The sequence below is a fragment of the Pseudomonas sp. FG1 genome, assembly GCF_034313875.1.
Lineage (GTDB): Bacteria > Pseudomonadota > Gammaproteobacteria > Pseudomonadales > Pseudomonadaceae > Aquipseudomonas > Aquipseudomonas veronii.
Window position 1 is genome coordinate 55,945 of the sequence record NZ_JAVIWP010000003.1, and the last position, 23,112, is coordinate 79,056.

Below are 23,112 nucleotides of genomic sequence, written 5' to 3' on the forward strand. Positions count from 1 at the left end.
ACAGAACACAATCGCTATTGCGCTTGCGCTCAATGGGGAAGCCCTTGTAGTACGATTTTTTCCGAATTCTGCGGGCTCCCCTTACCCGTGTCCAAAAGCCAGAAGTCAGGGAAAACCTCACTTTCATCAGCGTCGTAGCGAAGAGGTTTATCGAAGCTGCGGCCAGCGGCGTGGAGCATGGCCTCAATCACCCCTTCGTAATCTGAGTCGACAGGAATCCAACGCTCACTGACCTGCATCAGGGCCAGCTCAACGACATCTGCTTGCGAAAACGACTCGCCCTTCCTCGGCGTAACCTGAGCGATGGCGATAACTCGACTTCCGCGCTTCCAGGCGGAAAGTTCTCTCTCGAATCTGCGGGCGGCGGTTACCCAGACTGCCGGGGGCAAATTCAGCATGGGCATCCCGAAGGGCCCGGCCAGAGGCAATCTGCTGATGTCTCCAGAATGGCGCTCAGGGTTGTAGCGTGCCAGCGGCGATATCGCGACGAGTCGCAGATCCCGCGTGATTGCAGACTTGGCGATCGCCTGATTGCGAACCGCTCCCTTGCTGTCCTTTTGAGCAGCCAGCAGCAGCACTTCGCTCAACTTCATTCGGCTTGCGGCGACACGTTCCGCAGCCTGTAGAAGCGCGTAGTTCACAATGCCGCTATTGCGCTTGCCCTCCATTGCTGGATACCAGGTAGAGAGTCGGGACTCAGACCAAAGCAGGTGCAGAAGCCCAAGCAACGTCATAGCCGGCTTGCTCTTTCCAGGCGATCTTGTCACCGAGGTGCTTTCGCTTTCCTCGGATCGAGGGGCCTGGACTCGAATGCCTCGAGCCAGGCGCACGCGAATGCTGCCATCTTCGCCCTCCTCGACTACGCCAACGGCATACCCTTGCATACCGGAACGCTCCGGGGCCGGCGCGTAGTACCGACAATCGTTTGAGTGCTCATGACCTGTACCGGCGAACCGCGCCAGATGAAAACCATCGCTTTCTTCACGTCGCTTGATCGAGAGTTTTCGGGAACCGCTGCTTGGGCACTGGCAAATTGCATGAGTGCCGTAGGCCTTCTCCAAAACGATTTTCCAGTTTTTTGCGTACTGCTGATCGGTCTGGAACTCCGGCGAGTAACGTTTCCCAGAGATCAGTACGGGATATCGACGGTTGAGCATGATCTTTTCTCTCCTGATTCGGGTCAGGCAATTGCCCGCTGCCGGCGGGCATAGGCTGCTTCAGCCCGGTTTGCTTCGATCTGTATATGCAGCTTCACCAGCAACTCGTATCCAGACTTGGGGCTCATGAGCGCAATACCGAACAATTCGTCTGCTGGAATGCTCCCGCCCTCCCCATGGAACCGTCCCTTTCGCTCGATCATGGAAAATATCCCTTCGAGGTATCCGGTCTCAACGGCCTCAGCAGAAAGACTGGGGTTTTTCAGGTCGAAGATCTCTCCGGTTGGCCACTCCAGCCCATCAAGTGGGGGGAGGTTTTCCAGCGCCCAGTGACCAGTACGCATGACTGCACGCGCTATCTCGTAATGTTCCTGGTCAGTCTGATACCAGCTATCGACGGAAAGGAGCTGGTGGCGGGCCTGGTCAAGGCATTCGAGCTGCTTGGCGCGTGTAGTGCGCTCATCATCAGAAAGGCTGTCGAAGCCATCGACCCATACAGGGAGGATACGCAGCGCCTCCCAGCGCAGCAGGCAGCGCATCAGGGACGAGCGGGTACCGCTCATGACGACCTCGCCCGGTTCCAGTAGCTGGTTGTGGCTGTTGTGCAGGCCGACGATGCAGTTTGCATGGAGCCAGCGGTTTCTCTGGATGAAGTCGTGGATCGCTTCAGGCTCGTGCTCAAGCGGATCTACGCCGGCGGGGATGCTGAATGCCTTGGGCGAGAGAGTGACCATTTGTCGGTCAGCGGAGTACGCCCTCATTTTGCCGAGGGCGCAAAGACTGCGGATTTTCATGAGAGCGAATCCTCCTGGTGTATTCGATCAGGAGGCTATCGCGGGATGAGGAGTAGAAATTTCGTTTTCAGGACACTGGAGCGTCGGAATTACTGTTGATGGGGCTCAGGCGGGTCAGAGCCAGCGCAGTGGGGCCGGAACCTCAACCGAATCGTCAGCTGCCTCAATAGCGGATGCCAATGAAGGGCTGCCAATCTTTTCGGCACACTGAGCGATGGTCAGTGGTCGAACGGGAGCCTGGTTTGGCGGGACTTCAGACGGGCCGCGCAAGCACTCTTTCCGATAGCGATCCACTGTCTCAGCCTCGCCTGGATTCGATTTAGACCAGGCCAGGATCGCAGACTCACGTGCTTGATCCACAGCCTTGAATGTTGTGAAAAACTGGGTACCGACAAGCGCTATAAGTCCGAACAAACCCACCGCTACGGTTCGAGTGATGTACTTCAATTTCATGCGAGGCTTTCCTTGATTTGCTGTTGCGTGGTCGGTGACATGGCGTGTGGTACACATTACGCACCGCCCTTAGGAGGCAGGCCCTCGTTGTACTCGGCGAGGGCGTCTGCTGCTATCTGGGCAAGCTCGGAGTCGCGATCCATGATGCCTGTGGAGCCAGTTGCGATTTTCCCCAGGGCCTCGAGCAGCCCGGCAATCGCAGGGTTGGCGCGCAGCTTCTCCACCTCCTCCAACGCCATAGTCACATTCATGAATCCCAACGCCTTGGCTTTGCTCCATACCTCGTCGTACAGCTCGGCTTTGTAGCTCAGGCCAGAAATTACGCGCTCGGCGTCGGATTTGAACACCAGGGCATCATCGTTGACTGCATTGTCGAAGTTGATCCGATCGCTGCGGGTTTCGATGTAGGTCGTTTCTTCGTCGTAGCTCATCACTTCGATGGTGGCTACGACTTCCAGCTCCGGTTGGGCTTCGGTGGTTTGCTTGCTCATTACGCTTCACCTTGATCAGTTGATGTGGCCAGCATCCCATGGGTTGAAAAACTCCCAACCACGGACGGCTTGTGGATGAGCCAGAACGCCACGTCCGGCTCAACTGAGCAGGGTGATCAGCTCCGGAATTTCACCGGCTGTGTTCTGAGCTCGCGTACCACCACTGTTCCGGCGAGCTTGTCGTGCCACCCCTGCTTACGGCGATCGAATGCCGCCCAGAAGAAGCCAAGCCCCAGCGGTAGGGTCGACACTACATAGCCGAGGTACCGGCCGATGCACTGTCGAACGCTTGCGGTGTTGCCGCTTTCAGCGTCGAGCACCCGCAATTTCAGCGCCATCTTCCCCGGCGTAGCCTGGAGACGACGCCACAGAACTACCGTCAGGATCGCTGGCAGGAAAAAGTTGATTGCTAAGTCCGCTGGCCCTTGGATCAGCTTGTCGCTGCTGAAATAGCCCGTGCCATAGATCATCATCAGGAGCGGCAGGGAAACCAGGGTGAAAAGGATACCGTCAACAATGCACGCCCCTGTTCTCGCCCAGAAACCCGCGTATTCAAGTTGTTCGTTCTGCATGAAAAATATTCCCTGTGATTGGTTGGCAAGCCACGTTGGCTTGGCCTGATGCTATCGGGCTGGGAACTAGGCCGGGCGCGTTTTCACGCTGGTTTTGTGCCTGAAATGGAGGTCGTCCAACAGCCTGTTGGACAAATTCGGCCCGGCTATTGGAGTTGGGTTTTCTGCGGACGCATTCATCCTGAAGGCTATCCAGTTCAATCGAGTCATTTGCATGAGCCAGAAAAACTCCAAAGAGCCACTGACCTTCACCGCTCGCTTGGTGAACTCCCATCACGGTTTTCAGGATTTCGATATCGACGGGCATCCTGTGGTGCGGCGTGCCTGTGTTCCGAATTCGATCAAGAAGGGCGAGCACTTCAACGTCTATCACGGGGAAAGCTCGAAGTCGGGCGCTGTATGGACAGGGACGCTCGGTGACTCCCTCCGCAAATTTGCGCTTATCTGAGGGGTGCCTATGTGTTTCCCTCGTAAACCCAGTCTTGGCCGGTACAGCGCGACCAGGGCTGATTGGAGTCGGTGCTACCGGCAAGCCCGCATTGCTGCTGGCCGCGGCTTAGCTCCCGACCCGAAGTCATCTGGTATCGCCTGGAAGGCCCAGCTCATCGTCGCTTTTGAACGCCGAGGCCACGATCCTCTGGCGTATCCCGTCCAGTGTCGGCTCAATGCTCATCGGATCATCAATGAAATTCGAGCCGAAGAAATCTCCCTGGAACATGTGAAGGACTGACCTATGACCCTGTATTTCGAGTGGATCGGAAGCCTCTGTGGCGTCCTCGGCGCGCTGATGATCTCCACCAATACACGTATTTCTCCGTGGGGATGGTGGCTATTCCTCGTGTCCAGCTTGAGCCTCTGCTGCTACGCCGTTCTGGCGCAGGCCTGGGGATTGTTGCTGCTGAATGGGTGTTTCGTTGCTACCAACGTCACCGGGTTGATCCGCTGGTGGTACCCCGCTGTGTCGGCCATGCGCTCAACTAGCCTTGCCCGCGTCAAGGGGTAAGCCGCTCGCTCGCCCTTCGGGAGGGTGCGTGCTTTAAGGCTTGGGTTTTGCGGGATGGTCGACATGCTGGGGGCATTCGTCAATGGGAGCCACCACATGCAAGTTTTCAACTCGATCCACAAGGCAGAACTGATCTCTATCGTCGAAGAGGCGTCAGCAAAAGCAGCGAAGAATGCGAGTGTCGCTCAGGAACTGGTTTTCCCGCACATATATTTCGTCCTCAGCAAGCGCCTTTGCATAGTAGAGGCTGCTGCGCAGTCTTCGGAATCCAAGGATTCTGCTCTGTTGGCGGCTCTCACAAAGGCCCAAACAGCGCTTCAGGATTGCGTGTCGGTTATGAGCAACGATCTCGGGGGCTTAAAGCTGATCCAGTCAGAGTTGGCGAGTGCGCGCCAAGCATTGGCGGCAGTCGATGCAGTGCTTGTTGTTCAGTGACCCTCTATTTCGATTGAAAACAAAAAGCCCGGCTCTAGACCGGGCTTTTTGCTACCTGCAATATGCAATTCGTCAGCGCTATATTTTCGAGAACATTACTGCTATAGGCTTCATAACCTGGATACCCCAGTCGAATAGCTCAAATCGAAGTAGGCCTAATAGGCAGGCTACAAAAAAGCCAAACACAGTCCCTACCAGGAAGACGAAATAAAGGGTTCCCAGGCTGGCACTCTGCCCTTCGGAGCTGGCCTCGATGTCTTCCCAACCATCGCGTCTCCAATTTGGAATCTTGATTCGTAGGCGCTCACCACGAAATTCCTTCGGGTGATAGTGAGCATCTTTGACTTTATCATTCTCTGCCTGCCTTGCTTGATCCTGGCCACAGGCTCGTTGTTTCGCACGCTCCTGCATGTAGTCCCTGTCGCTTAATCCCATATTTGTCCCCTTGTTTCTCCCAAAGCTGATGTGGCAAGTGCTGGCAGCAGAGGTTGCAGCTCTCTCCCAATCCATTTCATCGGGCATTTTCGATGATACAGCCGGGACACATCCACTCACCTTCGTCGAAGAATCCGTCGCTCATGTCGGTATGCTGGGAGCACCAAGCGCAAGTACCCATGCGCGGGCCACCCCCATTGGTATCTCTATTTTCAGAATATGGTATCGAGCGGGAGGGGAGTTGCTGCTGTTCCGGCGAGTGAGAAAATTGACCGCAATAGCTGCACCACTTTCCACCCAAGTGTTCAATACAACTGCCCCTGCCACAGTGATTGCAGGTACTTTCAGGAACTTGTTGCACCAGCTCTGTCATCTTTTGTGGTACCAACTCATCCAGAGCCGCAATCCTCTTGCAGGTCAAACCATGCTTATTCAGGTAGGCCAGCAGTGGATCGAAGCCTTTATCCTTGGAAAGGACGATGCACTCAGTCTCTGGCGCGATTTCGAATGTGCGCCCGAGATGAAAGGCAATGTGAAAATCCAAGGCGTTTTTGCCCACGCCCTCGATCTTCTGAAAATCAACGCGGGAAAATCTATGCGCTGTGGAATCCCTGCGCGCAGCCTTCGGTAGCTGTTGCATCGCCCCTACAAAAATGATGGCTCGGTAGGAGATGTCCAGCAGCGATAGGTCGATTTTCCCGATGTTCTCGTAGTCCACCAAAATCAGACGTTTCATCACCACGGCATTTTCCCGAGAAAGATAAGCATCCCGACCCCAGAGCCAGCCAACACTGAAAGCGAGAAAGTAAGGTCGCGCAGCATTCGATTTTTCTTGCCAATGCGCCGCGCCAGCACTGCGCCAAGCACTGTACCGACCAGCATGCAGCCGAGGAAGACGACTACTTTTATCTTGAGTTCGGAGATTGCCGCGACGGCATAAGGTGGAAGCGAGCTATCAGCCATTGCATGCGATGCCGGTATGGCAATGAGTGCCAAAACGAGAGTGGATATTTTCATTCAATTTGAGCAGCCGTCTGCTCCCCCTGCTTGTGAAGCAAAAAATATATCTCGTAAATCCGGCGTGTTTTTCTGCTTTCAGGCACGATTTACGCCCGAAATATCCGGCACGACTCAGCGCTTGGGTTTTACCGGATATGGGTGAAGCTGAACTCATTGCAAACACGGAGTTTAGCCAAGTGAATCAGCAAGTAGCCCAAGTCCTCCCCCTCGGCCGTATCCGCCGCAACCCGCAAATCGACCCGCGTAAAGGCCGGAAGAAGTCCGCTTATGAGCAACTGGTGCGTTCGATCAGTGCCAAGGGCATCATCCAGCCGATTCTGGTCAGGCCAGTAAGCGATGACCCGAACTACGACCATGAGGTGGTCGCAGGCAACCGGCGCTGGACGGCGGCCCACGATGCGGGCTTGATCGAGGTTCCCGCCCTGATCCGCGCTATGAGCGATCAGGAAGCGCGGTTGATCGCTGCGCTGGAGAACCAGGTGCGGGCTGACCTGACGCCAATCGAAGAAGCCCAGCATGCCGTAATTTTGCTGGAGGACATGGCCAACGACCACTTGGCGGTGATGAAGGCCTTGGACTGGTCTAGAACCAAGCTCGACAGCCGCCTGCTGCTCGCCCATGCCTGTGATGCGGTGGCCGATGCCCTGCTGGAGGAGCAGATCAAGATTGGCCACGCTGAATTGCTGTGTCGTCTCCCCGCCCCCGATCAGGCGGGCATTCTGTCGAAGATCATCGAGAAGAACTATTCCGTCGAGCAGACCAGGGCGCGCCTGCTGGAGTTGACTCGGGACGTCTCGACTGCACGCTTTGACACCACCGAATGCCGGAGCTGCATCCACAACTCGGGTGCGAATGCCGATTTGTTCGAGGCAAGCCTTGGGGCGTCTCGCTGCCAGAACTCGGTCTGCTGGAACCGGAAAACCGAGCAGCTAATTTCTGTTCGGTTGGTCGAGGCGCAGGAGGAGCACGCGGTGGTTCATAGCGAGCTGAATCTCGCGAAGGACTCATACGTGAAGCTCGTCGCACGGGGCGAGGATGGTGTGGGAGAGCAACAGGCAGCGGCGTGCGCTACCTGTGCAAGCTTCGGCGCAGTGGTCATGGTGTCGAGGGGGCGCGAAGGCGACGTGATCGGCGGCATGTGCTTCAACAAGCCTTGCCACAAGGAGAAAACCGCCGCCTACAAAACCGCCCTGGCCACCGTAACGAACACAGCACCAGCCACCGTTGCCGGGGGCGCTGTTGGATCAGCGCCGGTCAAGCCGAAGGCCGCAAGCGCAAAGCCCACCCAGGTGAAGAAGTCGCTACGCCGTGAAGCCTTCGACCTTTACGCCCGCATGAGCAAGCAAGTCGTGCTCAATGACCGCTCGCTAGCGTTGGCTGTGGCCATCGTCAGCATGTATTTCGAGATGCGCAGCGACCTCAAGAGCGAGCTGCGGGCACAGATGGAAAAGGCCATGGGAGTCACAAGCGCCCTGATGACCACGGCTCGCGCCGATGCCGAGATTCGGCTTGCGCAACTCGGGGAGGAAAAGCTCCTCACGTTCATGGGCAGCATGGCTGCTGCCTCGCTATTCCGCACGGATAGCGCTGACGCATTCGAGAAATCCGTGTCGGGTGCTCAGTCGCTCAAGTTCATGGAGTACGCGAACGTCGATCCGGCCAAAGGGTTCGTGATGAACGAGAGCTACCTCAAGGCCCAGGTTAAGGCGGGCATCATCGAAGATTGCAAGCGTTCAGGCTTTGCCGCCGCCTACAACGAGGCGAAGGGCGAAAAGGCTTTTGAAGGGCTGACCACCGGCAAGGCAAGCGCTCTCATCGACGCCATCTTGGCTTTCAAAGAGTTCAGCTGGTTGGGTTATTTGCCGCCTGCGTTACAACTATCGGCACAGGGCGGGAAGAACCCCGCTCCCCAGCAATCCGAATCGACCCAAGCCTGACAGGGAACATCATCATGCAATCCACGTTTTTTTCCGTAATGGCCACTGCACTTGCTGGCACTCAACACCGCGTCAATGTGGCAATCGAAACCGCCTCCGCCGACGCGCTGAAAGTGATGATTACCGCTGACCTCGGCCCTACACCTGAGAAGGCATCCGAGCACGAGGTGCAGCTTCGCGCCGCCATGTGCCGCCCGCTGATCCTGGTAGGGAGTGCTGTTGAAATCGAGGAGGCGCTGATGAAGCGCCTGACACAGCACGTCCAGGCGCTGAATGAGGGGATGAGCCTGCTGGATGAAATCCGCTCGATTGGTGCGACCGTGCAGGCGAAAGCCGCCACGCCAGCTACTGAGCAGCCTGCAACGCCTCACCTCGATGCCGATGCCGATGCCGATGCCGAGGATGGTGACGCTGCGCAGGTAGGTGGTGGTTCGGGCGTGGACAGCGGCTCGGATGAACCCGATCTGAACCTCGCGGCCTCTTTCTAGGAATTGCACTCATGGCACTTGTTGAAATCTCTCTTGCCCGCGTTTTTCGTTACGCCGGTCGCGACCTCCCCGACCCGCAGCCCGAAATGTCCGTGACTGACGTGCTGAAACACTATGCCCGTCAGTTCCCAAAGCTCAACGGAGCGAAAATTATCGACCCCATTGTGGAGAATGACAGCTATGTCTACGAGTTCCGAGACGGCGGATTCGGCGCAAAAGGTTGACCCGCTTGAAGTTCTGAAAGCGTGGGAGCGTGGCGAACTTGATCGCCACCTCCCGTCCGGTACCGAACCTGATTGTTTAGACCACCAGCAGAGACAAAGGCTATGGAAGTTGCTCTCCTCCCCCGCCAATCCCGGCACTATCGACTTCCAACTGCCGCGCTGACACCTCTTAGCTTGCCGAATGTTGGGCCTGTGATGCGTGAAGCACAGGCCCAACTGTTCAGCCGGGACTATGCAGGGGTGGTCGACCACCAAGCTCATAGCATGCTGTGCCGGGAGGCCTTGGAAGCTGGTCTGGTAGCTGAAAGCTCAATCGAATGGCTTCGGCAGTACCCAAATAGCTACGGGCTGCATCGCCTTACGGGCGAGGTAGTACAGCGCCTTGGTGCGTGCTTTGCCATCAGTGATGAAGGCCTTTTTCCACAGCGCACCAGCCTGCTGAATCGGCTGAATACCCCATACGTCGATCCAGTTGAGACGGCATCCTATGCAATAGCCGCTGTAGAGGCTGGGCTGGTCGGACTTGATGCGCTCGCCCCCCACATCGAGGCAGGCCCTGATGGGGCAGGCAGGATAATGGCGGAGCTGGAGCGCTCGTTGATTGGCCGGGTCAAGCTGCCCACATCCGTTGAGGACGCCTACTCCTTCGGAATCCAGGACGGTCATTTCATTCTGGAGTCGAGCTGCTTCGCTACTTTCACAGTTCAAGCGCCAGCGAGCCTGGAACTGCGAGTGCTTCTTTTCAAGACACTCGACGCGATGACACGCCATCTGCTGCCGTTTCATACGCCAATGACGTTCCTGGGGCCGTACAGCTACTTGAATCACGGGCTTTCGGAGGCTTTCGAGGAGCTGTCTCCGCGCTTGGCAACACACTCTAGAGAGGAACTGTGCGCCTTCCTGCTGGACGATTCGGTCGAGCATGATGATTACATCGCCGAATATCTCTACTGCCACGGCCAAGACGAGGATTCTGTAAACAGCTTGCTTGACGCCATCTATGAGATGGATGAACTGAAACAGATAGCTGGAGCCACCCTTGGCCAGGGAGATCGGTGCGAGATCGAGGAGCTGTCCGATCAGGCGCGGCAAATCTGTGAGCGTGATGATGCACACGCCCCGTTGGTTCAAGTGCTGGCGGAAGCCTTGCAGCACTGCCTGGAGCATGAGGCCAGTGGATCGCTCAAAGAGTTCAACCCCCATGATTTCCCAGGCACAGCCGGTGATGGGGTTTCTCTTTTCGAGAGCATTCTGGTGTGCCTGACTAGGGATTTTCCAAATCTAGAGCAGAGTAGCTATGACGGTTTTGACGGCATTGTCAGCGGCTCTGGCTTCCCTGCAATTGGGTTACCGCTGAGTCCTGATCAACTGCGCACCGTCACCCTGCCAGTTCTAGATGCGCTATCGCTGACGCTAGGTCTGTTGCAGCGAATCGCCGACGCTTTAGAGGAATGCGGTAATGCTGAGTGAAAAAATTTCGAGCAAGGCCATGCTGATACATCACCACAGCCAGACCGGCGTGGTCACCGTCACCAGTCACAGCGTCATCGCGCTGGAAGATGGTAAGGCCGGCTTCACGCTGGGCGCTGGGAGGGCATTCAGTCCCTACGACAAATCCGAACTGGCTGCTCTGCTGTTGAATGAGGATGCCGGAGCAGAATTTCTCCCTGAGAGTTATCTGTTCAGCTCACGCACCGTCTTGGCGTGGTACCGCCGCCCTGGTGTGCACGATATTCCGATCCTTGGCGAGCGCATACGCGCCCCGCTGCCGGGCTTGATCTTCATCGCTGCGGCCAACCAATCCTTCCGTTGCTTTGCGTTCAAGGGCAATCAGCGCCCGACGCCGGAGACAGAACTCTTCTATGCCCCGTTGGGGAACGTGTACCAAGGCGGAACCTTCTGTACTGGCAGCGGCAATGTTCCCCGCGATGTTCGACGTGAGAACATCCCGGCCTGGGAGAGCTTCGTGCTGGAGAGCGACAACACCCACAGCGGTACGGTTGAGCCGGTGGCGGGTTGCCGCTCGTTTGAGGCCTTGAAGGAGTTCTATCGAGCACTGAGCGAGAAAGGATCGAAGCGGTTCCCAGCCTCGAAACTGGTTTCAGCAGGGTCATACAGTGGCCCGCTAACGCTAGCGCAAGCTATCAAAGGGGGTGCGCGATGAGCGTTCATCCGATCACAGCTCACCAATCGCCGATCTACAAGACGCCAGCCTCGTGGGTTGAACGCGCACCACGCATTGTGGTTGTCGGGGCCGGTGGCAATGGCAGTGAGGTGGTTGATGCGCTGGCCAGCTTCCACCATGCGCTTCGCTCCCTCGGCCATCCAGAGGGTCTGGAGGTCACGGTCATTGACGATGCCATCGTCCGCGAGCCGAACCTCGTACGTCAGCGTTTCTGGCCGTGTGACTTGGGCCAATTCAAAGCAATCAGTTTGGTGAATCGTTACAATCTCATGCTGGGTACGTCCTGGGAGGCCCTGCCCTTCCGATTTCCAAGCCAAGAGACGATAGAGGCGATGCGCGCCGCCGACTTGATCATTTCCGCTGTTGACCTTTCTTCGGCCCGTCGCGCAATCGCCAGCAGCGCGCTTCTATCCCGACACTGCATGTGGCTTGACCTCGGCAACGAGGCCCGCCATGGACAGGTTGTGTTCGGCGCTGCGCATGTAGACAAGAGGGGCATCTACCCCAACGTGATGGACGCTTACCCTGAAATCGAAACGCTCGAAGATGACACCAAAAAATCCTGCTCGGTTGCGGAAGCCATTCGTTCGCAGGACTGCTTGGTCAACCGGGCAGTTACAACTGCCGGAATGAGCATTGTGTGGGAGTTGCTGCGGACGGGGAAAACCGATAAGCACTGGATCACAGTGGATCTGGCGTCCGGCTCTCAAAACGCCTTTCCGTTCCCTGCTGTTCCGCAATCTGCCTAACTCAACCACTCCCGTCTTCGCATTGATCCAGCCGCTGCTCCATCTGCGATATCAGGTCAGCGGCTTTAACTTCGAGGGCTTTAGACAACCTCATAATCAAGGGAAGTGTGGGCAGACTCTCGCCCCGCTCGATTTTCCCCAGGTGCGCCCGCTCAACCCCAGCCAGGAGAGCAAGTTTCTCCTGAGCTAGGCCCGATTTTAGGCGTTCTTCGCGTACGACATTGCCAAAAGCTCCTGCCACCTGAGGGTCAAAGCTTGATGTTCCTGCCGGTCGCCCGCGTGTAGGTGGTCGCTTCTCCATAGACAGAAGCGTTATCGGCAGGAACAATTAAAACCACGTTTAAGAATACCCTTTTCGCTATTTACGCTATGCCCAGAGGGCCAGCGGAGCGGTTTTATGTGCACACTCCCCTGGTTAGGACTAGCAAATATGACTCACGTTGACCCCTCCGTACCTCAGCACTTGGCAGAGCTTTACCAGGAACTGAACGCATCGAGAGCGACCCTGCTGGCATTGATTGAGGCCGAGGGTTCCGGCATCCATCGGCGGACACTGGATCAGCTTGATCGCATGATTGCAGAGATATTTTTTCCACTGGAGTTCGTTGTTTACAGCGAGGAAGAGACGGTGCCTTCGGATGATCCGGCGTCTGCCACCCCGACCGGGTATGCGTGGCGAGTGACTGGCCGTGAGGGCGAGATCAGGACGCTCCGGTGTGACGAAACCGGCCAGGAAATATCCATCTCGATTGGAAGAGCCATCACAGACTTCGCTTTGGTGCCCAATCACCTACCGGAAGCCTACTTTCCCGATCTCGATCTCACTCCGGCGCAACTGGAGGGGAAATATGCACAGCGTGGCAACGATCACCCTTTCTTGACCAATTACCAGTGGCTTCAAGCAGTGCGCAACAACCAGACCCAGTTTGGATACTGGCAGTGGGTTCTGGCTCAACTGCTGGCCCTGCACCGACGCTCGCTCCCCTAAAGCCCCGCACGAATACCGCGCCAGCCACTGATGCACCTCGGGGCTTGGCGCAGGCCACTCGAAAGCTTCCGCCCGCCCTGTACCTCTTACCCAGATAAATTCCTCTTCAATCGGTGTGGGAAAATGCCTGCCCCGACTTGGGATATCTGCGCCGGCCTTTATCCTAGTCGCAGGCAAATAGAGGAGACCGCGATGCGCACTTTCACCGGCACAATTAAGACTGATGTACAAGGATCTGAGGTGGAATTTGAATTCGAGGTCGATGACAACGCTACTGCTGAACAGATCGAAGCCGAGGCAAAACAGGCGGCGTTTGAGCTTGTCCAGTGGCATTACGAAGAAGTGAAGTAGGAAAGTGCCCATGAGCGAGCAAGTAACGATGCAGTTCGGCCCCCTGGAGCTGCGCAAGACAGAGGAAGGCTGGCAGTACCTGAGCGAAGGCGTTGGCCATGAGCCTGATACCTGGTGCGATGCTACCAGTGTGCTTGGGCCGTTTGGCGGTTCAGGTGTGAACGATCTGCTTGATGAGTTGGCTGCAACAAAAGCCAACGCAGAAGCACGCGAATCCGAGCTTGTAGATGTTCTCCAGCACATTCGAGGAAAAAGTTGCTGTTCGGACGCTTGGGATGCCATTGACGAGGTTGTGCCGTATAACGACGCGCTGTACAGCTGATACAAGAAAATCCCGCAGCAGACCACAGCCCCTTAATTGGGGCTAAGTCCGTGAGATGGTGCCAATTTTCGGTTACGCAACGATGTCTTGGTCATCAAAGGTATGACGCGCTGAAGGAGTGCTGAACATGTTGGGAGCTGCATTTATCGCCGATATAGCTGGTCTCTTCTACTGGCTGTTGATCCTACTGGCAATTGGCGCAGCCCTCACTTGGTTGTGGACGTTCGTCGATCACCTGGACATCCGCAAGGGTTGGCAAGCTCTGGTGGTGTGCGCCGTGACGATAGTTCTTGTGCGTGTCGTTGGGGCACAGGCCGACCACTATCGGGCGATGGCGACCGCTGCTGGAACCGGGCTACAGCCGGGCGATGGCCTGGGCATCTTCTTCATGTTCTTCATGGGGGTCGGGCTACTTGTAACCCCATTCGTGCTGCTTTTCTCGGGTAACGGCAGCAAGAAGGAAGGCAGTTGATAACCGAGTACGCACCCCTCGCATAAATCTCGATCTCTACCAACTCGGCGGTAAATCCACCGAAAAGCGCTAAAGGCGTCAATCATAATGCTCTACATCCTCCTATGCTCCGTTGTTCTGCTGATCGTGGTCATTGGTACCGTCGCTCGCGCTACGTTGGCCTTGGTTTCCCCCGGCCCTGAGCAGCGGCTACGTCAAATGGTTCTCGTGCTGGCTTCCTATGCTGTAGGCATGGCCTACTGCGCACCACTGCTTTACCTCTTCTTTGGCCCAGATGGCGCTCCGGGGGAAACTCTTGGCGTCGATACTGCGCGGCTAACCGTCTATCTGCTTTTGGCTGCCTCAGTGGCCCTACTCCTCTACATCCCCTCGCTGTGGAAAAGAGCTGCTGACTCCAAAGGCTTTTGGCCGATGGGCCAGCTGACACTCGTTGCTTTGGCATGCTTCGTAGGTGGTAAGTCCGCATATGACCACCTGACGTTCTTCAACAACGATCAAGCTGGCTGGGCAGATGTTGCTCTCATGAAGGAAATCGGAGAAATAACCGATATGCCGGGATGCACCAGCCCGGTTGCCTTTGTCCGGTTCCAATCCACTGGCCCATTTGAATACCGCTGCCCTGGTTTGATCGTTTTCAACCGGCTTTCATCGCAGCCTTTCGGCCCATGGCCACACAACGATAACGGCTCAAGCCAGCAGCTCGCAGATGTCATCCTGAAAATCAAAAGCGAAGCGAAAGTGGCGGATGACTTTTCAGAGGAGCCCGCCCCGCTATGAGTACGAAAGCCCGCAAGCCACAGCCAGCTCAACCACCGGATGTAATGCCTATTGAGTGGCCGCGCGCCGACCCAGCCGAGCTGGCCAAGTTCGACCCGGCGTCGAAGGTCTGCAACATGAATTGCGGCCCTCACAAGAACGACCCACGCAGCCATGCCGAGCGGCTGTTTCTGTGTGACGACTGCTATGCGCCCACAAGCATCAAGTTCTAGGAACCCATCCATGGAAATGAAATTTCGCACCCAGTCCGGTGCCATCGTCACCGCCGATCCTATGGCTGAGGGGCCGACACCCCTGGAGCTTGCAGATCCTGCTGCTGAGCATGGCGTAGGCCAAGTCGAGCCTGCACACCTGCTGCGCAAACAGATCGAGGGCGTGATTCGTGAATACGGTGCAGATCCTGCGGAAGCCGCTCTGGCGGTCTGCGTCATTCTCGACGGGAACTTGGGCCTGGCTGAAGACGGCTGGTTTGACGATGACGAAACCGTTCTGAACGCGATCATTGCCGGCAGCCAGGCTGACGACTGATCTGTTTGACGAAAAGCGGAGGCGAAAACATTGGTCTGGATCAAGACAAAAGACCTCATGCCTGCTCCAGGGGTGCCCGTGCAGTGCAAACTCAGGCATTGCAGCAGTGGGACTGTCCAGCAGCATCGCCTAGTCCGCGTGGTCGAGGACGATTGTACCTGGCGAACTGCCGGCGACCTTTGCGAAGTGAGTTATGACTGGGACGTGATCGAGTGGGAGTCCGCCTAGGGCAACGGAGAGGGAACAAAAATGATGAACGTACCTATGGGGTTGTTAATTCTGGCAGTGTCATTTTCTGTCAAGGCGGCAGGTCAAGGCGAACCGATGGAACCGTTCCTGGGCATCCTAAAACTGGTAATAGCTCTCGGTGGCTTAGTTGTGGTTTTGACTGCGGCACGTTGGCTGTATAGCTGGTACCAATGTCGAAAAGTAACCCGTACCGCCACTGAATCTGTCAAAGAGCGTGTCGCTCGTGGTCAGAAGCCCTATTGCTAACTCCCATTCTTCAGTGGAGTTTTGCAGGGCGAACCCCGTTAATGCCCACGCCCCGCTTAGCGGGGCTGGGGTCATAGGAGAGGGCCACTTTCGGGCCTCACAATGAAGAAGGACACATCATGGCAACTGAATCTCCGTTTCTGAAGCACCGAGAGATCTTGCTCCACCAATCCTACAGCGCCGCTGGCGCGCTCCAAGATTTTGCCCTGAGCTGCTACAACGGCCAGCTAGGGCAGTTCCGGGGTGACGCCCTGGCCAACTTCGACCAACAGCACTTCGCAATTTTTGTCGAGATGGCCACCTACTACCACCAGCACCGCGAGAATGATCCACACTTGCTCGAGGTCGGCGCGGCCATCTGGGCGGATCGTCGTGATCGCGGGCGAAAGCACTTGGCCGAGCTAGCCGAGCACCGTGCGATCAACCCGAAAGAGTACCCGGACGGCTCGGAGCGAGATTATTTCGACCAGTTGGATTGGCTGAACCGGCAAACTGAACGCATGAAAGCGAAGGGCTGGATCGACGAATAAAACTGAATGGAGACCACGATGGCAAACGCACCCAGCGAGTTGATGCAGCAACAAGATGACCCTGTGTGGTTCGTGGAGGAGCGCCAGCTGAACGGCGACTGGATCGCCATCGACCGCGCGGACGATCAGGCCGAAGCCGAAGCGAAGTTGAGCCATGCCGAGAACTGCCTTCCAGGCACGTACCGTCTGAATCGGTCGGATTGGTGAGCCCGGCCACGCAAGAGCCATCCCATCCAGGAGAAGCGCAGCCAAGTAGCAGCCGATCGTGCTCTGTTTCCTGTAGATGATTTCTCCTCGGCTTCCTCCTGTCGCAGGGAGGAGCCGCCTCCACCGCCCATCAGTTGGGATTTCCCGTTGCCGCCGTAGGCTGAGTCTGTAGGCACCAGGTAGGTGCTCAGAGGACAGCCAATGCACCCGTCAATCTCCCGCGCACACCAGTTCGACGACCAGGTAGTTATCCCGGCACTGGGCCAGCAGCTCACCCTGCTTGGGTTCGAGCCTGAGCCTGCTGTGCTGGCAGAGGGAACCTATTTCGATGCGCCGACAGTGGATCTGGACAGCTATGACCACGTTGTAGTCTGTGTGTCTGGCAAGGACAGCATCGCTTGCCTGCTGGCACTGATCGAACAGGGTGTGGATCTGCGTCGTGTTGAGCTCTGGCACCATCGGGTGGATGGTGCAGAGGGGAGCACCCTCATGGACTGGGCTTTCAATGACAGTTTCATCGAGAAGTTCGCAGCTGCATTCAATCTGCCGCTCTATTTCTCCTGGTTGCAGGGTGGCATCGAGGGCGAAATGCTCAAGATGGACGCCTACTCCAAGCCTCACATGGTCGAAACTCCAGGCGGAATTATCTGCTTGGATCGGGATACCAGTCGGACATCACCGGCGACCCGCCGCCGGTTTCCTCAGCAAAGCGCCAGCCTGACAACACGCTGGTGTAGCTCCGCAGCCAAGATCGATGTAGGCCGTAGGGCCATCACCAATCAGGAACGCTTTCTCGGTACCAAGACCTTGTTCGTCACAGGTGAGCGCCGTGCTGAGTCGAGCAACCGCAGCAAATACAATCAGCTGGAACCTCACGCCGTCGACCGGCGCAAGGGTCGCCTCGGCCGGCACGTAGATGCTTGGCGACCGGTGCTGCACTACAGCGAAGAACAGGTGTGGGAGCTGCTTTCTCGTCACCGAGTGGAGGCACCTGTCCCCTATCGCTTGGGCTGGGGTCGCTTCAGCTGCATGACGTGCATCTAAGACTCCCCGAAGGTATGGGCCACCATCAAAAAATACTTCCCTGAGCGGGTTACCCCGATAGCCGGTTACGAGGACGAGTTTGGGTGCACTATCAGCCGGCAGAAAATCAACGTGGTGGATCTGTCGGCCACAGCGGAAGCGTTCGATATCACCGATCTGGACGCACTTGCCCAGGCGCGCCAGCGCGAGTACGTACTGCCGATATTCACGCCAGAGGGCAAAGCCTGGCAGTTGCCAGCTGGAGCATTCGTAACCGAAGGCTGCGGATCGGTTTAAAAAACTCCTCCGCGGATTTCTCCTGAACCGAAGCCGACCTCAGTTCCTTGGGATTTCCGATGCCTGCCGTACCTTGAATCCATCAGCTCCAGTGAGGAGCCGGATTCAAGCACGGAGCTTGTCATGCAGCTGTTCGATGTCGATCTGTTCTCTTCCGCTGGCGTCCAGGAGATGCCTGCCAATGTTGTTCGTGGGCCTGAGAAGACCCTGGCCGAGAAGATTGCCGGGGCGGTCGACGCTGTGAAGCGCGTCGTGCGGGCCGGCAAGCAGCCTGTTGTGGCGTGGAGTGGCGGCAAGGACTCAAGCGTTACGCTGAACATCGCGTTCACTGCAATTCGCGAGCTGGCCACCGAAGGTTTCGCGGTGCCGACCTTGAACGTCATGCACTCCGACACCCGCATGGAAAACCCGGTGATCCACTGCTACAACCAGAGCCAGATGCAGCAAATGCAGGCCTACGCGAAGGCTGCCGGCATCGAGTTGAAGGTGTGGGTAGCGAAGCCGGGCCTGAGCAATGACTACCTGGTTAGCTTGGTCGGTGGGCGCATCATCGCCAGCGTTGGCTCCAACGCCAAATGCCAGCAAATGACCAAAGCAGATCCACTGAAGCGAGTGAAGAAGGCAATCCTCAGGGATGTCGCGGCTCGCCTCGGCCGCAAGTGTGCTGATGACGATATCGTTTCGCTGATCGGTACCCGGTTCGATGAGTCTGTGCAGCGCGAGCGGAAAATGTCTGAGCGCGGCGAGAGCGCCTTTGAAGCTGTGAACCTCGCCGCCGGCGCTGGCGGGCACGACTGGGTACTCAGCCCAATCGCTGAAATGACCACCATGGACGTGTTCAGCTACATCGGCCAGGTGATAGCCGGTCGGATTGAGTGCTACGACCGCTTTAATCAGCTGGTTGAGATCTACCGCGACATGAATGGCGGGGACTGCATGGTGAACGTCTACCTGGCAGGGAAACAATCCGAACGCCCCGCGTGTGGCCATCGGACAGGCTGCTGGTCATGTACGCGCGTCTCTCGAGACTCGTCGGCCGAGAGCATGATTGCCAAGGAAGGCGGCGAGTACGACTGGCTCAAGCCCCTGAACGACTTGCGGAACTACATCAAGGCCCGCCACTTCGATCCGAGCGCTCGATGCTGGCTGGCGCGCACGATTGATAAGGAAACGGGGACGATAAAAATCGCTCCGAATTCCTACTCGCCGGCATTCACCAAAGAGCTGTTGGGAATCATGCTCACGATCCAGCTCGACGAGTTTGACGCCGCCCAGCAAGCCGGTATCAAACCGCGCTTCACGCTCCTGGATATCCAGCAACTGCTGGCGGTCGAGGCGCTTTGGGGCCGGTATGGATACCAGAAGCCGTTTACCGCAATGAGGGTGTTCCTGGAGGTCTACGAGCAAGGTGTTCGCTATGAGATCCCAGACATCGCGGCGCTGCCAAAGTACACCGAGGCAGACCTGCGCTACCCCGAGGTCGAGGTGCCGTTCTGTGATGATCAGTACCAGGGAATGTTCAACGGCCTGCGCAGTATTTCCCATGCTGCTGCCGATGCTGAGTTCCTGACCACAACACGCAGTGGCATGGTGGTCATGGACGTGGTGACCAGCAGCGGATTCGAGATCGATCGCGAAGGTGCAGAGCTGTTCGTGAACTTCGAGCTGGATAACGCCCTGTCCCGCGTGACCTTCGACCAGTCTCCGACTGCGGGGCTGCATTACCTGATGGGGTTGGGAACCATCGCGATCTACAAGGGCGACCATGGCGACTGGGATCGGATGATGCGGATGTCCAACCAGATTTTCAGAAGCGATCTTCAGCCCATCCTGCATGACCGCGCTGCGCTGATTGCCCGCCTGGGTGGTAGCTCACTGGGTCAGATCGATCTGTTCTGACCGTTCCGCTCGGCTACGCATTGGTCAGCTTGGGATTCTCGTTCCGAGCGGCATGATTCGGCTCGAACTCAACCCAGAGGATACATCCCATGCCGCGCCAGGCTCTGCTACTCGCTCTGCTCGCAATTCTCACCAGTGGCTGTACAAGCGCGCCGATACAAAACCAGGCGGTGCCTGCCGGGGTGAGGTCGGCTGCGATGATCGCGCCGGGTTGCATCCAGCTCGCTGATGGGTGGCACTGTCAGGAGTTGGTACCTGCCTCGAAAGCCGAGTCGATGGATCGCCAGCGAGTACCCGGCATTCTGTTGTAATTGACCATCCCTCTCAGCGAGGGATGGCGTGCCCGGCTGCGGCGTTCAGAACTGCATCGCACCGCCGATTCAGCAGGTCGTGCAGCAGCTCGGCATCATTGGCCGCATCCACGCAATCGCGGTGGATCGCCTTCTCCAAACTGCTCTTCAGCCAGTCACTGGTTCCTGGGTTGCTTAGTACCGCCTGAATTTCTTCGTTGATGGCCACTGTTCGACTTCTCCGTCCGAAAGGTGTTGTGTGCTCAGGGATTCACTGCCGGTGCACTGGGAAGGTTGCGGCTTTCCTGCGGAGCCATCGGTTGCCCCATCAGCTCAAACGCCGGTGAGATGAACTCGGCACCCATGGCCGCGGATAACGCCTCCAGCTCGAAGTCGGTTACCTGAAAGCTCCCCGGCCAGATCCTGATGAGCGCCGATTTTCGAGCGACAAGGAATTTCTCCTGTTTGAGCATGGCCTCGTTGACGGCGAGACGAACAGCCTCGGCAAGCGTATCGCGGCTCCTGAAGAAATGAGTCATGGAGGAAAACGCGCAGTCGATCGACACACCGTTGACGATCACCTGATTCGGCTTCAGGTCGATGACGACGCGATTCGCCACCACTTTCCGCTCCGTCCATTCAAGAAACCAGGCCCCGAGAGCGCCAGCAGCAGCGACGGTACCGGCGACTATCCAGTTTCCCTGGCTGGGCGCATCGAAAACCGGAAACACAGCAAATGAGCCCAGCAGCGTGATGGGCATAGCCCCTAACCCGAGCAGGCCTTTCGATAGAGCATTCATTGGAGGGGAACCCTTGATCGCTGATTTCGACCGATTATTCCACGCCGTCAGCGCCAGCAAGGCCGTAATCAGGTCGCAAAGCGGTCAGAAAACGTTTCCCTCGGATTTGGAAGATATGCCCCTGTACGACCCAGGCCAATCTGCTGTCCAGGTCGCCGGCGGGGGCTTCAGGGGGATGGAGTAGGCTGAGCTTTCGCCGCCGTGGACATATCAGACGCCCAGTCCCGGAGATAACCAGGGACGATGAGCTGGTGACGAGCTCTCGATCCCCCCGTGTAAAGGGCTGCAAAAGCCCTGCTCGCTGCAATGCGGTCACCAGGCCCTACCTGACTGAGCAAGTCTGGTGCGAGCATCACAGCGTCGATCTCTGAATTGCGTGCGTCCATGACCCGGCCGAGCTGTAGTGGGGCTGTCCCTGACGCATCGAGGTTGAGTAACGATGCCTCGAACTCTGATGAGCTATAGCCCTTACTGAGCATCCGGTCGATGCGCTGAAAGCTACTATTTTTGCTGCCCATGTCCGCCCGGAGATCATCCCAGTGGGTGTACCTGAAGAGCGCGCTGTGGGTTGGCCGCACCTGATCATGGAACAGGCCAATGCAATCGAGAATGAACCGGCGGAAGGTGTTGATTGCTCCAGGTAGCAAGCTGAAAGTCGCGCCAGCGCTCCCCAGGCGCTGAAACCATTCGAATAATCCCCACTCGGAATCAACCAGTATCGTCACGGCCCCGGAGGGAACCTCTGGCTTGTCGTAGTAGACAACCTTTGTCTCGATGCCGTTGTTGCCCTCGAGCGAAGCCAATTTCAGTATCGGGTGTTTGTCGATGAGGGGGTTTATGACTCCCTCGATCTGCCGGCCGGCGCGAATGGAGTGGGTGATCTCGTGCTTGCGGAGTGTGCTAGCCCGTTGGTAGTAGCTCCCATCCAGGCGCTGGCATGCGTCACCCAGGGTAATCACGGGCTGGGTACAGCGGTCGAGAAATACCGAGAGTGGCCAGCTCAGGTCGTGAGCTTCATCGACAATGATGTGGGTGAATTCCAGCCCTATGACCGCCTCATGAAGAAGGGTCATGTGCTTGATTCGGTGATAGCCGCGAAGCGGGAGCTGAAGGCGCTGATCGGTTGGTTCTATGGTCTGGTCCCACAGCCTTTGCGCATACCCTACCAGCACCAAGCGATCTACGGCATCGAGGGTAAGCCCTTTGGGGATGTGCTGCTCTGATAAGGCAAGGTCAGTGCTGTTGCAAAAGGAGGCAACCATCCTCGCGCAGGCCGTGGCTACTTGGGCCGGACTGAGCCTACTTATCGACCCGAAGCCTAACCGGGAAGCGATGTCTTCCGGGGTAACCTGGTGCCGAGCGGATGCCCGCTTGCCCGGCCTGTAATAACCGACACTTCGTTCAAGCACGTAGTTGGCGAGATCTCCGAACGTCATTCCTCTCACGTTCGCGGCTCCGATTCGCTGCATCAGGGCCTGGAGCTGCACCGCGGTGAACGCCAGCACGAGTGGTCGACATGATGAAAGCGAGTCCACCAAGCGTTCGATCATGTGGGTTTTGCCGGTACCAGCCAGGCCCTGGATATGGATGCTTTCATCAGGTTCGGCGTGGATAACGCGAAACGTCCGGCTCTGCTGGTTTGACAGAGAAATTATTTTCCCTGATGGGGTCTCGAACGAATGCTTGAGCGGGTTGAGCTTTTGGGTGTGCGCCGCACAGAAGTTGAAGTCCCAGTGGCCACCATTCAGGAATTGCTTCGCATCCAGCGTCTCCTCATCCAGGAAGCGCAGCCGCAGCCGAGGCATAAGCGCCAGCCCTCGCTCAAACAACTCTCGCTTAAATCGGCCAGCAATCAGGCTAGAAAAAGTACCAGGTGGATGCGTTTGGCTCAGTTCCGTTCCGACTGAGATCAACTCGGCCAGGGCCTTCTCAACGAGCATTTCGCTTTTCGGCTTTCCGTCCAGGGCCGGTAGATTCTGGATGACAGCCACCGAAGCCACTTGGGGCACGTCCCACTGCCCCAGTAGGACACGAGCAGAACTACTCGGATCAACCAAGATGTCGGCCTGTGAAGCCAGCAGTGGGATGTAAAGAACCGGGTCGCTCACACTTTTATCTCGGTGAAATGAACATCGTCGACCGCCACCAGCACTATCGCCGGCGGCGGGCCCAGCTATCCAGTGTATGCCA

At 57.2% G+C, this 23,112-nt stretch carries 34 protein-coding genes; 22 read left to right on the top strand and 12 right to left on the bottom strand.

Annotated elements, in window-relative coordinates:
• Positions 1–29: 29 nt before the first annotated feature.
• The 5 genes from RGV59_RS31145 to RGV59_RS31165 all read right to left on the bottom strand — a co-directional run bounded on the left by RGV59_RS31145 (position 30) and on the right by RGV59_RS31165 (position 3,467).
• Entirely contained in the window at positions 30–1,157 is a 1,128-nt protein-coding gene (locus tag RGV59_RS31145; protein ID WP_322247157.1) for a DUF1173 family protein, read from the bottom strand.
• A gap of 23 nt (positions 1,158–1,180) precedes the next feature.
• A complete protein-coding gene (locus RGV59_RS31150; protein ID WP_011600749.1) occupies positions 1,181–1,951 on the bottom strand; it encodes a hypothetical protein in 771 nt (256 codons plus the stop codon).
• 114 nt (positions 1,952–2,065) lie between these two features.
• The gene (locus tag RGV59_RS31155; RefSeq protein ID WP_261754859.1) at positions 2,066–2,404 is read right to left on the bottom strand and encodes a hypothetical protein; all 339 of its coding nucleotides are present in this window, start codon (positions 2,402–2,404) and stop codon (positions 2,066–2,068) included.
• A gap of 56 nt (positions 2,405–2,460) precedes the next feature.
• Positions 2,461–2,895, bottom strand: a complete 435-nt coding sequence (locus RGV59_RS31160; protein ID WP_261754858.1) for a hypothetical protein — start codon at positions 2,893–2,895, stop codon at positions 2,461–2,463.
• A 116-nt stretch (positions 2,896–3,011) separates the two neighbouring features.
• Positions 3,012–3,467: an RDD family protein gene (locus RGV59_RS31165; protein WP_078459338.1), complete on the bottom strand. Its 456-nt coding sequence runs from the start codon at positions 3,465–3,467 to the stop codon at positions 3,012–3,014.
• A 214-nt stretch (positions 3,468–3,681) separates the two neighbouring features.
• On the opposite strand from RGV59_RS31165, the gene RGV59_RS31170 reads away from it, so the two are divergent.
• From RGV59_RS31170 to RGV59_RS31180, 3 genes are all read left to right on the top strand, one after another.
• Entirely contained in the window at positions 3,682–3,915 is a 234-nt protein-coding gene (locus RGV59_RS31170; protein ID WP_096079078.1) for a hypothetical protein, read from the top strand.
• A 285-nt stretch (positions 3,916–4,200) separates the two neighbouring features.
• Entirely contained in the window at positions 4,201–4,470 is a 270-nt protein-coding gene (locus RGV59_RS31175; protein WP_261754856.1) for a nicotinamide mononucleotide transporter, read from the top strand.
• Positions 4,471–4,566: 96 nt separating this feature from the next.
• Entirely contained in the window at positions 4,567–4,905 is a 339-nt protein-coding gene (locus RGV59_RS31180) for a hypothetical protein (protein WP_261754855.1), read from the top strand.
• A 78-nt stretch (positions 4,906–4,983) separates the two neighbouring features.
• Here RGV59_RS31180 and RGV59_RS31185 read toward each other — a convergent pair whose 3' ends face one another.
• From RGV59_RS31185 to RGV59_RS31195, 3 genes are read right to left on the bottom strand one after another with little or no spacing between them, the layout of a single operon-like run.
• The gene (locus tag RGV59_RS31185; protein ID WP_322247158.1) at positions 4,984–5,427 is read right to left on the bottom strand and encodes a hypothetical protein; all 444 of its coding nucleotides are present in this window, start codon (positions 5,425–5,427) and stop codon (positions 4,984–4,986) included.
• Entirely contained in the window at positions 5,417–6,076 is a 660-nt protein-coding gene (locus RGV59_RS31190; RefSeq protein WP_261754853.1) for a PIN domain-containing protein, read from the bottom strand. Before RGV59_RS31190 ends, RGV59_RS31185 begins: the two co-directional genes overlap by 11 nt.
• The gene (locus tag RGV59_RS31195; RefSeq protein WP_047882950.1) at positions 6,076–6,357 is read right to left on the bottom strand and encodes a hypothetical protein; all 282 of its coding nucleotides are present in this window, start codon (positions 6,355–6,357) and stop codon (positions 6,076–6,078) included. The genes RGV59_RS31190 and RGV59_RS31195 overlap by 1 nt, the downstream gene beginning before the upstream one ends.
• 179 nt (positions 6,358–6,536) lie before the next feature.
• Between RGV59_RS31195 and RGV59_RS31200 the strand changes: the two genes are divergently transcribed.
• The 6 genes from RGV59_RS31200 to RGV59_RS31225 all read left to right on the top strand — a co-directional run bounded on the left by RGV59_RS31200 (position 6,537) and on the right by RGV59_RS31225 (position 11,943).
• Complete coding sequence (locus RGV59_RS31200) at positions 6,537–8,297, top strand: PRTRC system ParB family protein (protein WP_261754852.1); 1,761 nt, start codon at positions 6,537–6,539, stop codon at positions 8,295–8,297.
• Between the two features lie 14 nt (positions 8,298–8,311).
• On the top strand, positions 8,312–8,785 hold the full coding sequence (locus RGV59_RS31205; protein ID WP_261754851.1) for a hypothetical protein: 474 nt from the start codon (positions 8,312–8,314) through the stop codon (positions 8,783–8,785).
• Positions 8,786–8,796: 11 nt separating this feature from the next.
• Positions 8,797–9,009: a PRTRC system protein C gene (locus RGV59_RS31210; protein ID WP_011600742.1), complete on the top strand. Its 213-nt coding sequence runs from the start codon at positions 8,797–8,799 to the stop codon at positions 9,007–9,009.
• Positions 9,010–9,204: 195 nt separating this feature from the next.
• Positions 9,205–10,479 (top strand): hypothetical protein, encoded by a 1,275-nt coding sequence (locus tag RGV59_RS31215; RefSeq protein ID WP_176451500.1) that lies wholly within the window; start codon positions 9,205–9,207, stop codon positions 10,477–10,479.
• Positions 10,469–11,173: a PRTRC system protein B gene (locus RGV59_RS31220; protein WP_261754850.1), complete on the top strand. Its 705-nt coding sequence runs from the start codon at positions 10,469–10,471 to the stop codon at positions 11,171–11,173. The genes RGV59_RS31215 and RGV59_RS31220 overlap by 11 nt, the downstream gene beginning before the upstream one ends.
• Complete coding sequence (locus tag RGV59_RS31225; protein ID WP_172691830.1) at positions 11,170–11,943, top strand: PRTRC system ThiF family protein; 774 nt, start codon at positions 11,170–11,172, stop codon at positions 11,941–11,943. The genes RGV59_RS31220 and RGV59_RS31225 overlap by 4 nt, the downstream gene beginning before the upstream one ends.
• A gap of 1 nt (position 11,944) precedes the next feature.
• On the opposite strand, the gene RGV59_RS31230 is transcribed toward RGV59_RS31225, so the two are convergent.
• Positions 11,945–12,244 carry a helix-turn-helix domain-containing protein gene (locus tag RGV59_RS31230; RefSeq protein WP_011600738.1) on the bottom strand — a complete coding sequence of 100 codons (300 nt, stop codon included), beginning with the start codon at positions 12,242–12,244 and terminating at the stop codon, positions 11,945–11,947.
• 129 nt (positions 12,245–12,373) lie between these two features.
• Between RGV59_RS31230 and RGV59_RS31235 the strand changes: the two genes are divergently transcribed.
• From RGV59_RS31235 to RGV59_RS31295, 13 genes are all read left to right on the top strand, one after another.
• Positions 12,374–12,931, top strand: coding sequence for a hypothetical protein (locus RGV59_RS31235; protein WP_047883085.1), 558 nt, complete (start codon positions 12,374–12,376; stop codon positions 12,929–12,931).
• Positions 12,932–13,123: 192 nt separating this feature from the next.
• On the top strand, positions 13,124–13,282 hold the full coding sequence (locus RGV59_RS31240; RefSeq protein ID WP_156796377.1) for a hypothetical protein: 159 nt from the start codon (positions 13,124–13,126) through the stop codon (positions 13,280–13,282).
• Between the two features lie 10 nt (positions 13,283–13,292).
• A complete protein-coding gene (locus RGV59_RS31245) occupies positions 13,293–13,604 on the top strand; it encodes a hypothetical protein (protein WP_033039648.1) in 312 nt (103 codons plus the stop codon).
• A 127-nt stretch (positions 13,605–13,731) separates the two neighbouring features.
• Entirely contained in the window at positions 13,732–14,076 is a 345-nt protein-coding gene (locus RGV59_RS31250; RefSeq protein ID WP_033039645.1) for a hypothetical protein, read from the top strand.
• Positions 14,077–14,163: 87 nt separating this feature from the next.
• Positions 14,164–14,853: a hypothetical protein gene (locus RGV59_RS31255; protein WP_261754849.1), complete on the top strand. Its 690-nt coding sequence runs from the start codon at positions 14,164–14,166 to the stop codon at positions 14,851–14,853.
• Positions 14,850–15,065, top strand: coding sequence for a hypothetical protein (locus tag RGV59_RS31260; protein ID WP_261754848.1), 216 nt, complete (start codon positions 14,850–14,852; stop codon positions 15,063–15,065). The genes RGV59_RS31255 and RGV59_RS31260 overlap by 4 nt, the downstream gene beginning before the upstream one ends.
• Before the next feature lie 10 nt (positions 15,066–15,075).
• Entirely contained in the window at positions 15,076–15,381 is a 306-nt protein-coding gene (locus tag RGV59_RS31265; RefSeq protein ID WP_083377959.1) for a hypothetical protein, read from the top strand.
• A 249-nt stretch (positions 15,382–15,630) separates the two neighbouring features.
• The gene (locus tag RGV59_RS31270) at positions 15,631–15,876 is read left to right on the top strand and encodes a hypothetical protein (RefSeq protein WP_131657989.1); all 246 of its coding nucleotides are present in this window, start codon (positions 15,631–15,633) and stop codon (positions 15,874–15,876) included.
• Between the two features lie 119 nt (positions 15,877–15,995).
• The gene (locus RGV59_RS31275; RefSeq protein ID WP_033039634.1) at positions 15,996–16,406 is read left to right on the top strand and encodes a hypothetical protein; all 411 of its coding nucleotides are present in this window, start codon (positions 15,996–15,998) and stop codon (positions 16,404–16,406) included.
• 18 nt (positions 16,407–16,424) lie between these two features.
• Positions 16,425–16,613 (top strand): hypothetical protein, encoded by a 189-nt coding sequence (locus RGV59_RS31280; RefSeq protein WP_033039631.1) that lies wholly within the window; start codon positions 16,425–16,427, stop codon positions 16,611–16,613.
• A 201-nt stretch (positions 16,614–16,814) separates the two neighbouring features.
• Positions 16,815–17,657, top strand: a complete 843-nt coding sequence (locus tag RGV59_RS31285) for a phosphoadenosine phosphosulfate reductase family protein (protein ID WP_261754846.1) — start codon at positions 16,815–16,817, stop codon at positions 17,655–17,657.
• Between the two features lie 111 nt (positions 17,658–17,768).
• Positions 17,769–17,933 carry a hypothetical protein gene (locus tag RGV59_RS31290; protein ID WP_261754845.1) on the top strand — a complete coding sequence of 55 codons (165 nt, stop codon included), beginning with the start codon at positions 17,769–17,771 and terminating at the stop codon, positions 17,931–17,933.
• A 123-nt stretch (positions 17,934–18,056) separates the two neighbouring features.
• Positions 18,057–19,832 (top strand): phosphoadenosine phosphosulfate reductase family protein, encoded by a 1,776-nt coding sequence (locus RGV59_RS31295; protein ID WP_261754844.1) that lies wholly within the window; start codon positions 18,057–18,059, stop codon positions 19,830–19,832.
• Between the two features lie 324 nt (positions 19,833–20,156).
• Here RGV59_RS31295 and RGV59_RS31300 read toward each other — a convergent pair whose 3' ends face one another.
• The 3 genes from RGV59_RS31300 to RGV59_RS31310 all read right to left on the bottom strand — a co-directional run bounded on the left by RGV59_RS31300 (position 20,157) and on the right by RGV59_RS31310 (position 23,030).
• Entirely contained in the window at positions 20,157–20,351 is a 195-nt protein-coding gene (locus tag RGV59_RS31300) for a hypothetical protein (protein ID WP_060765406.1), read from the bottom strand.
• Positions 20,352–20,385: 34 nt separating this feature from the next.
• The gene (locus tag RGV59_RS31305; protein WP_155718476.1) at positions 20,386–20,982 is read right to left on the bottom strand and encodes a hypothetical protein; all 597 of its coding nucleotides are present in this window, start codon (positions 20,980–20,982) and stop codon (positions 20,386–20,388) included.
• Positions 20,983–21,089: 107 nt separating this feature from the next.
• Complete coding sequence (locus RGV59_RS31310) at positions 21,090–23,030, bottom strand: AAA family ATPase (RefSeq protein WP_261754843.1); 1,941 nt, start codon at positions 23,028–23,030, stop codon at positions 21,090–21,092.
• Positions 23,031–23,112 lie beyond the last annotated feature (82 nt).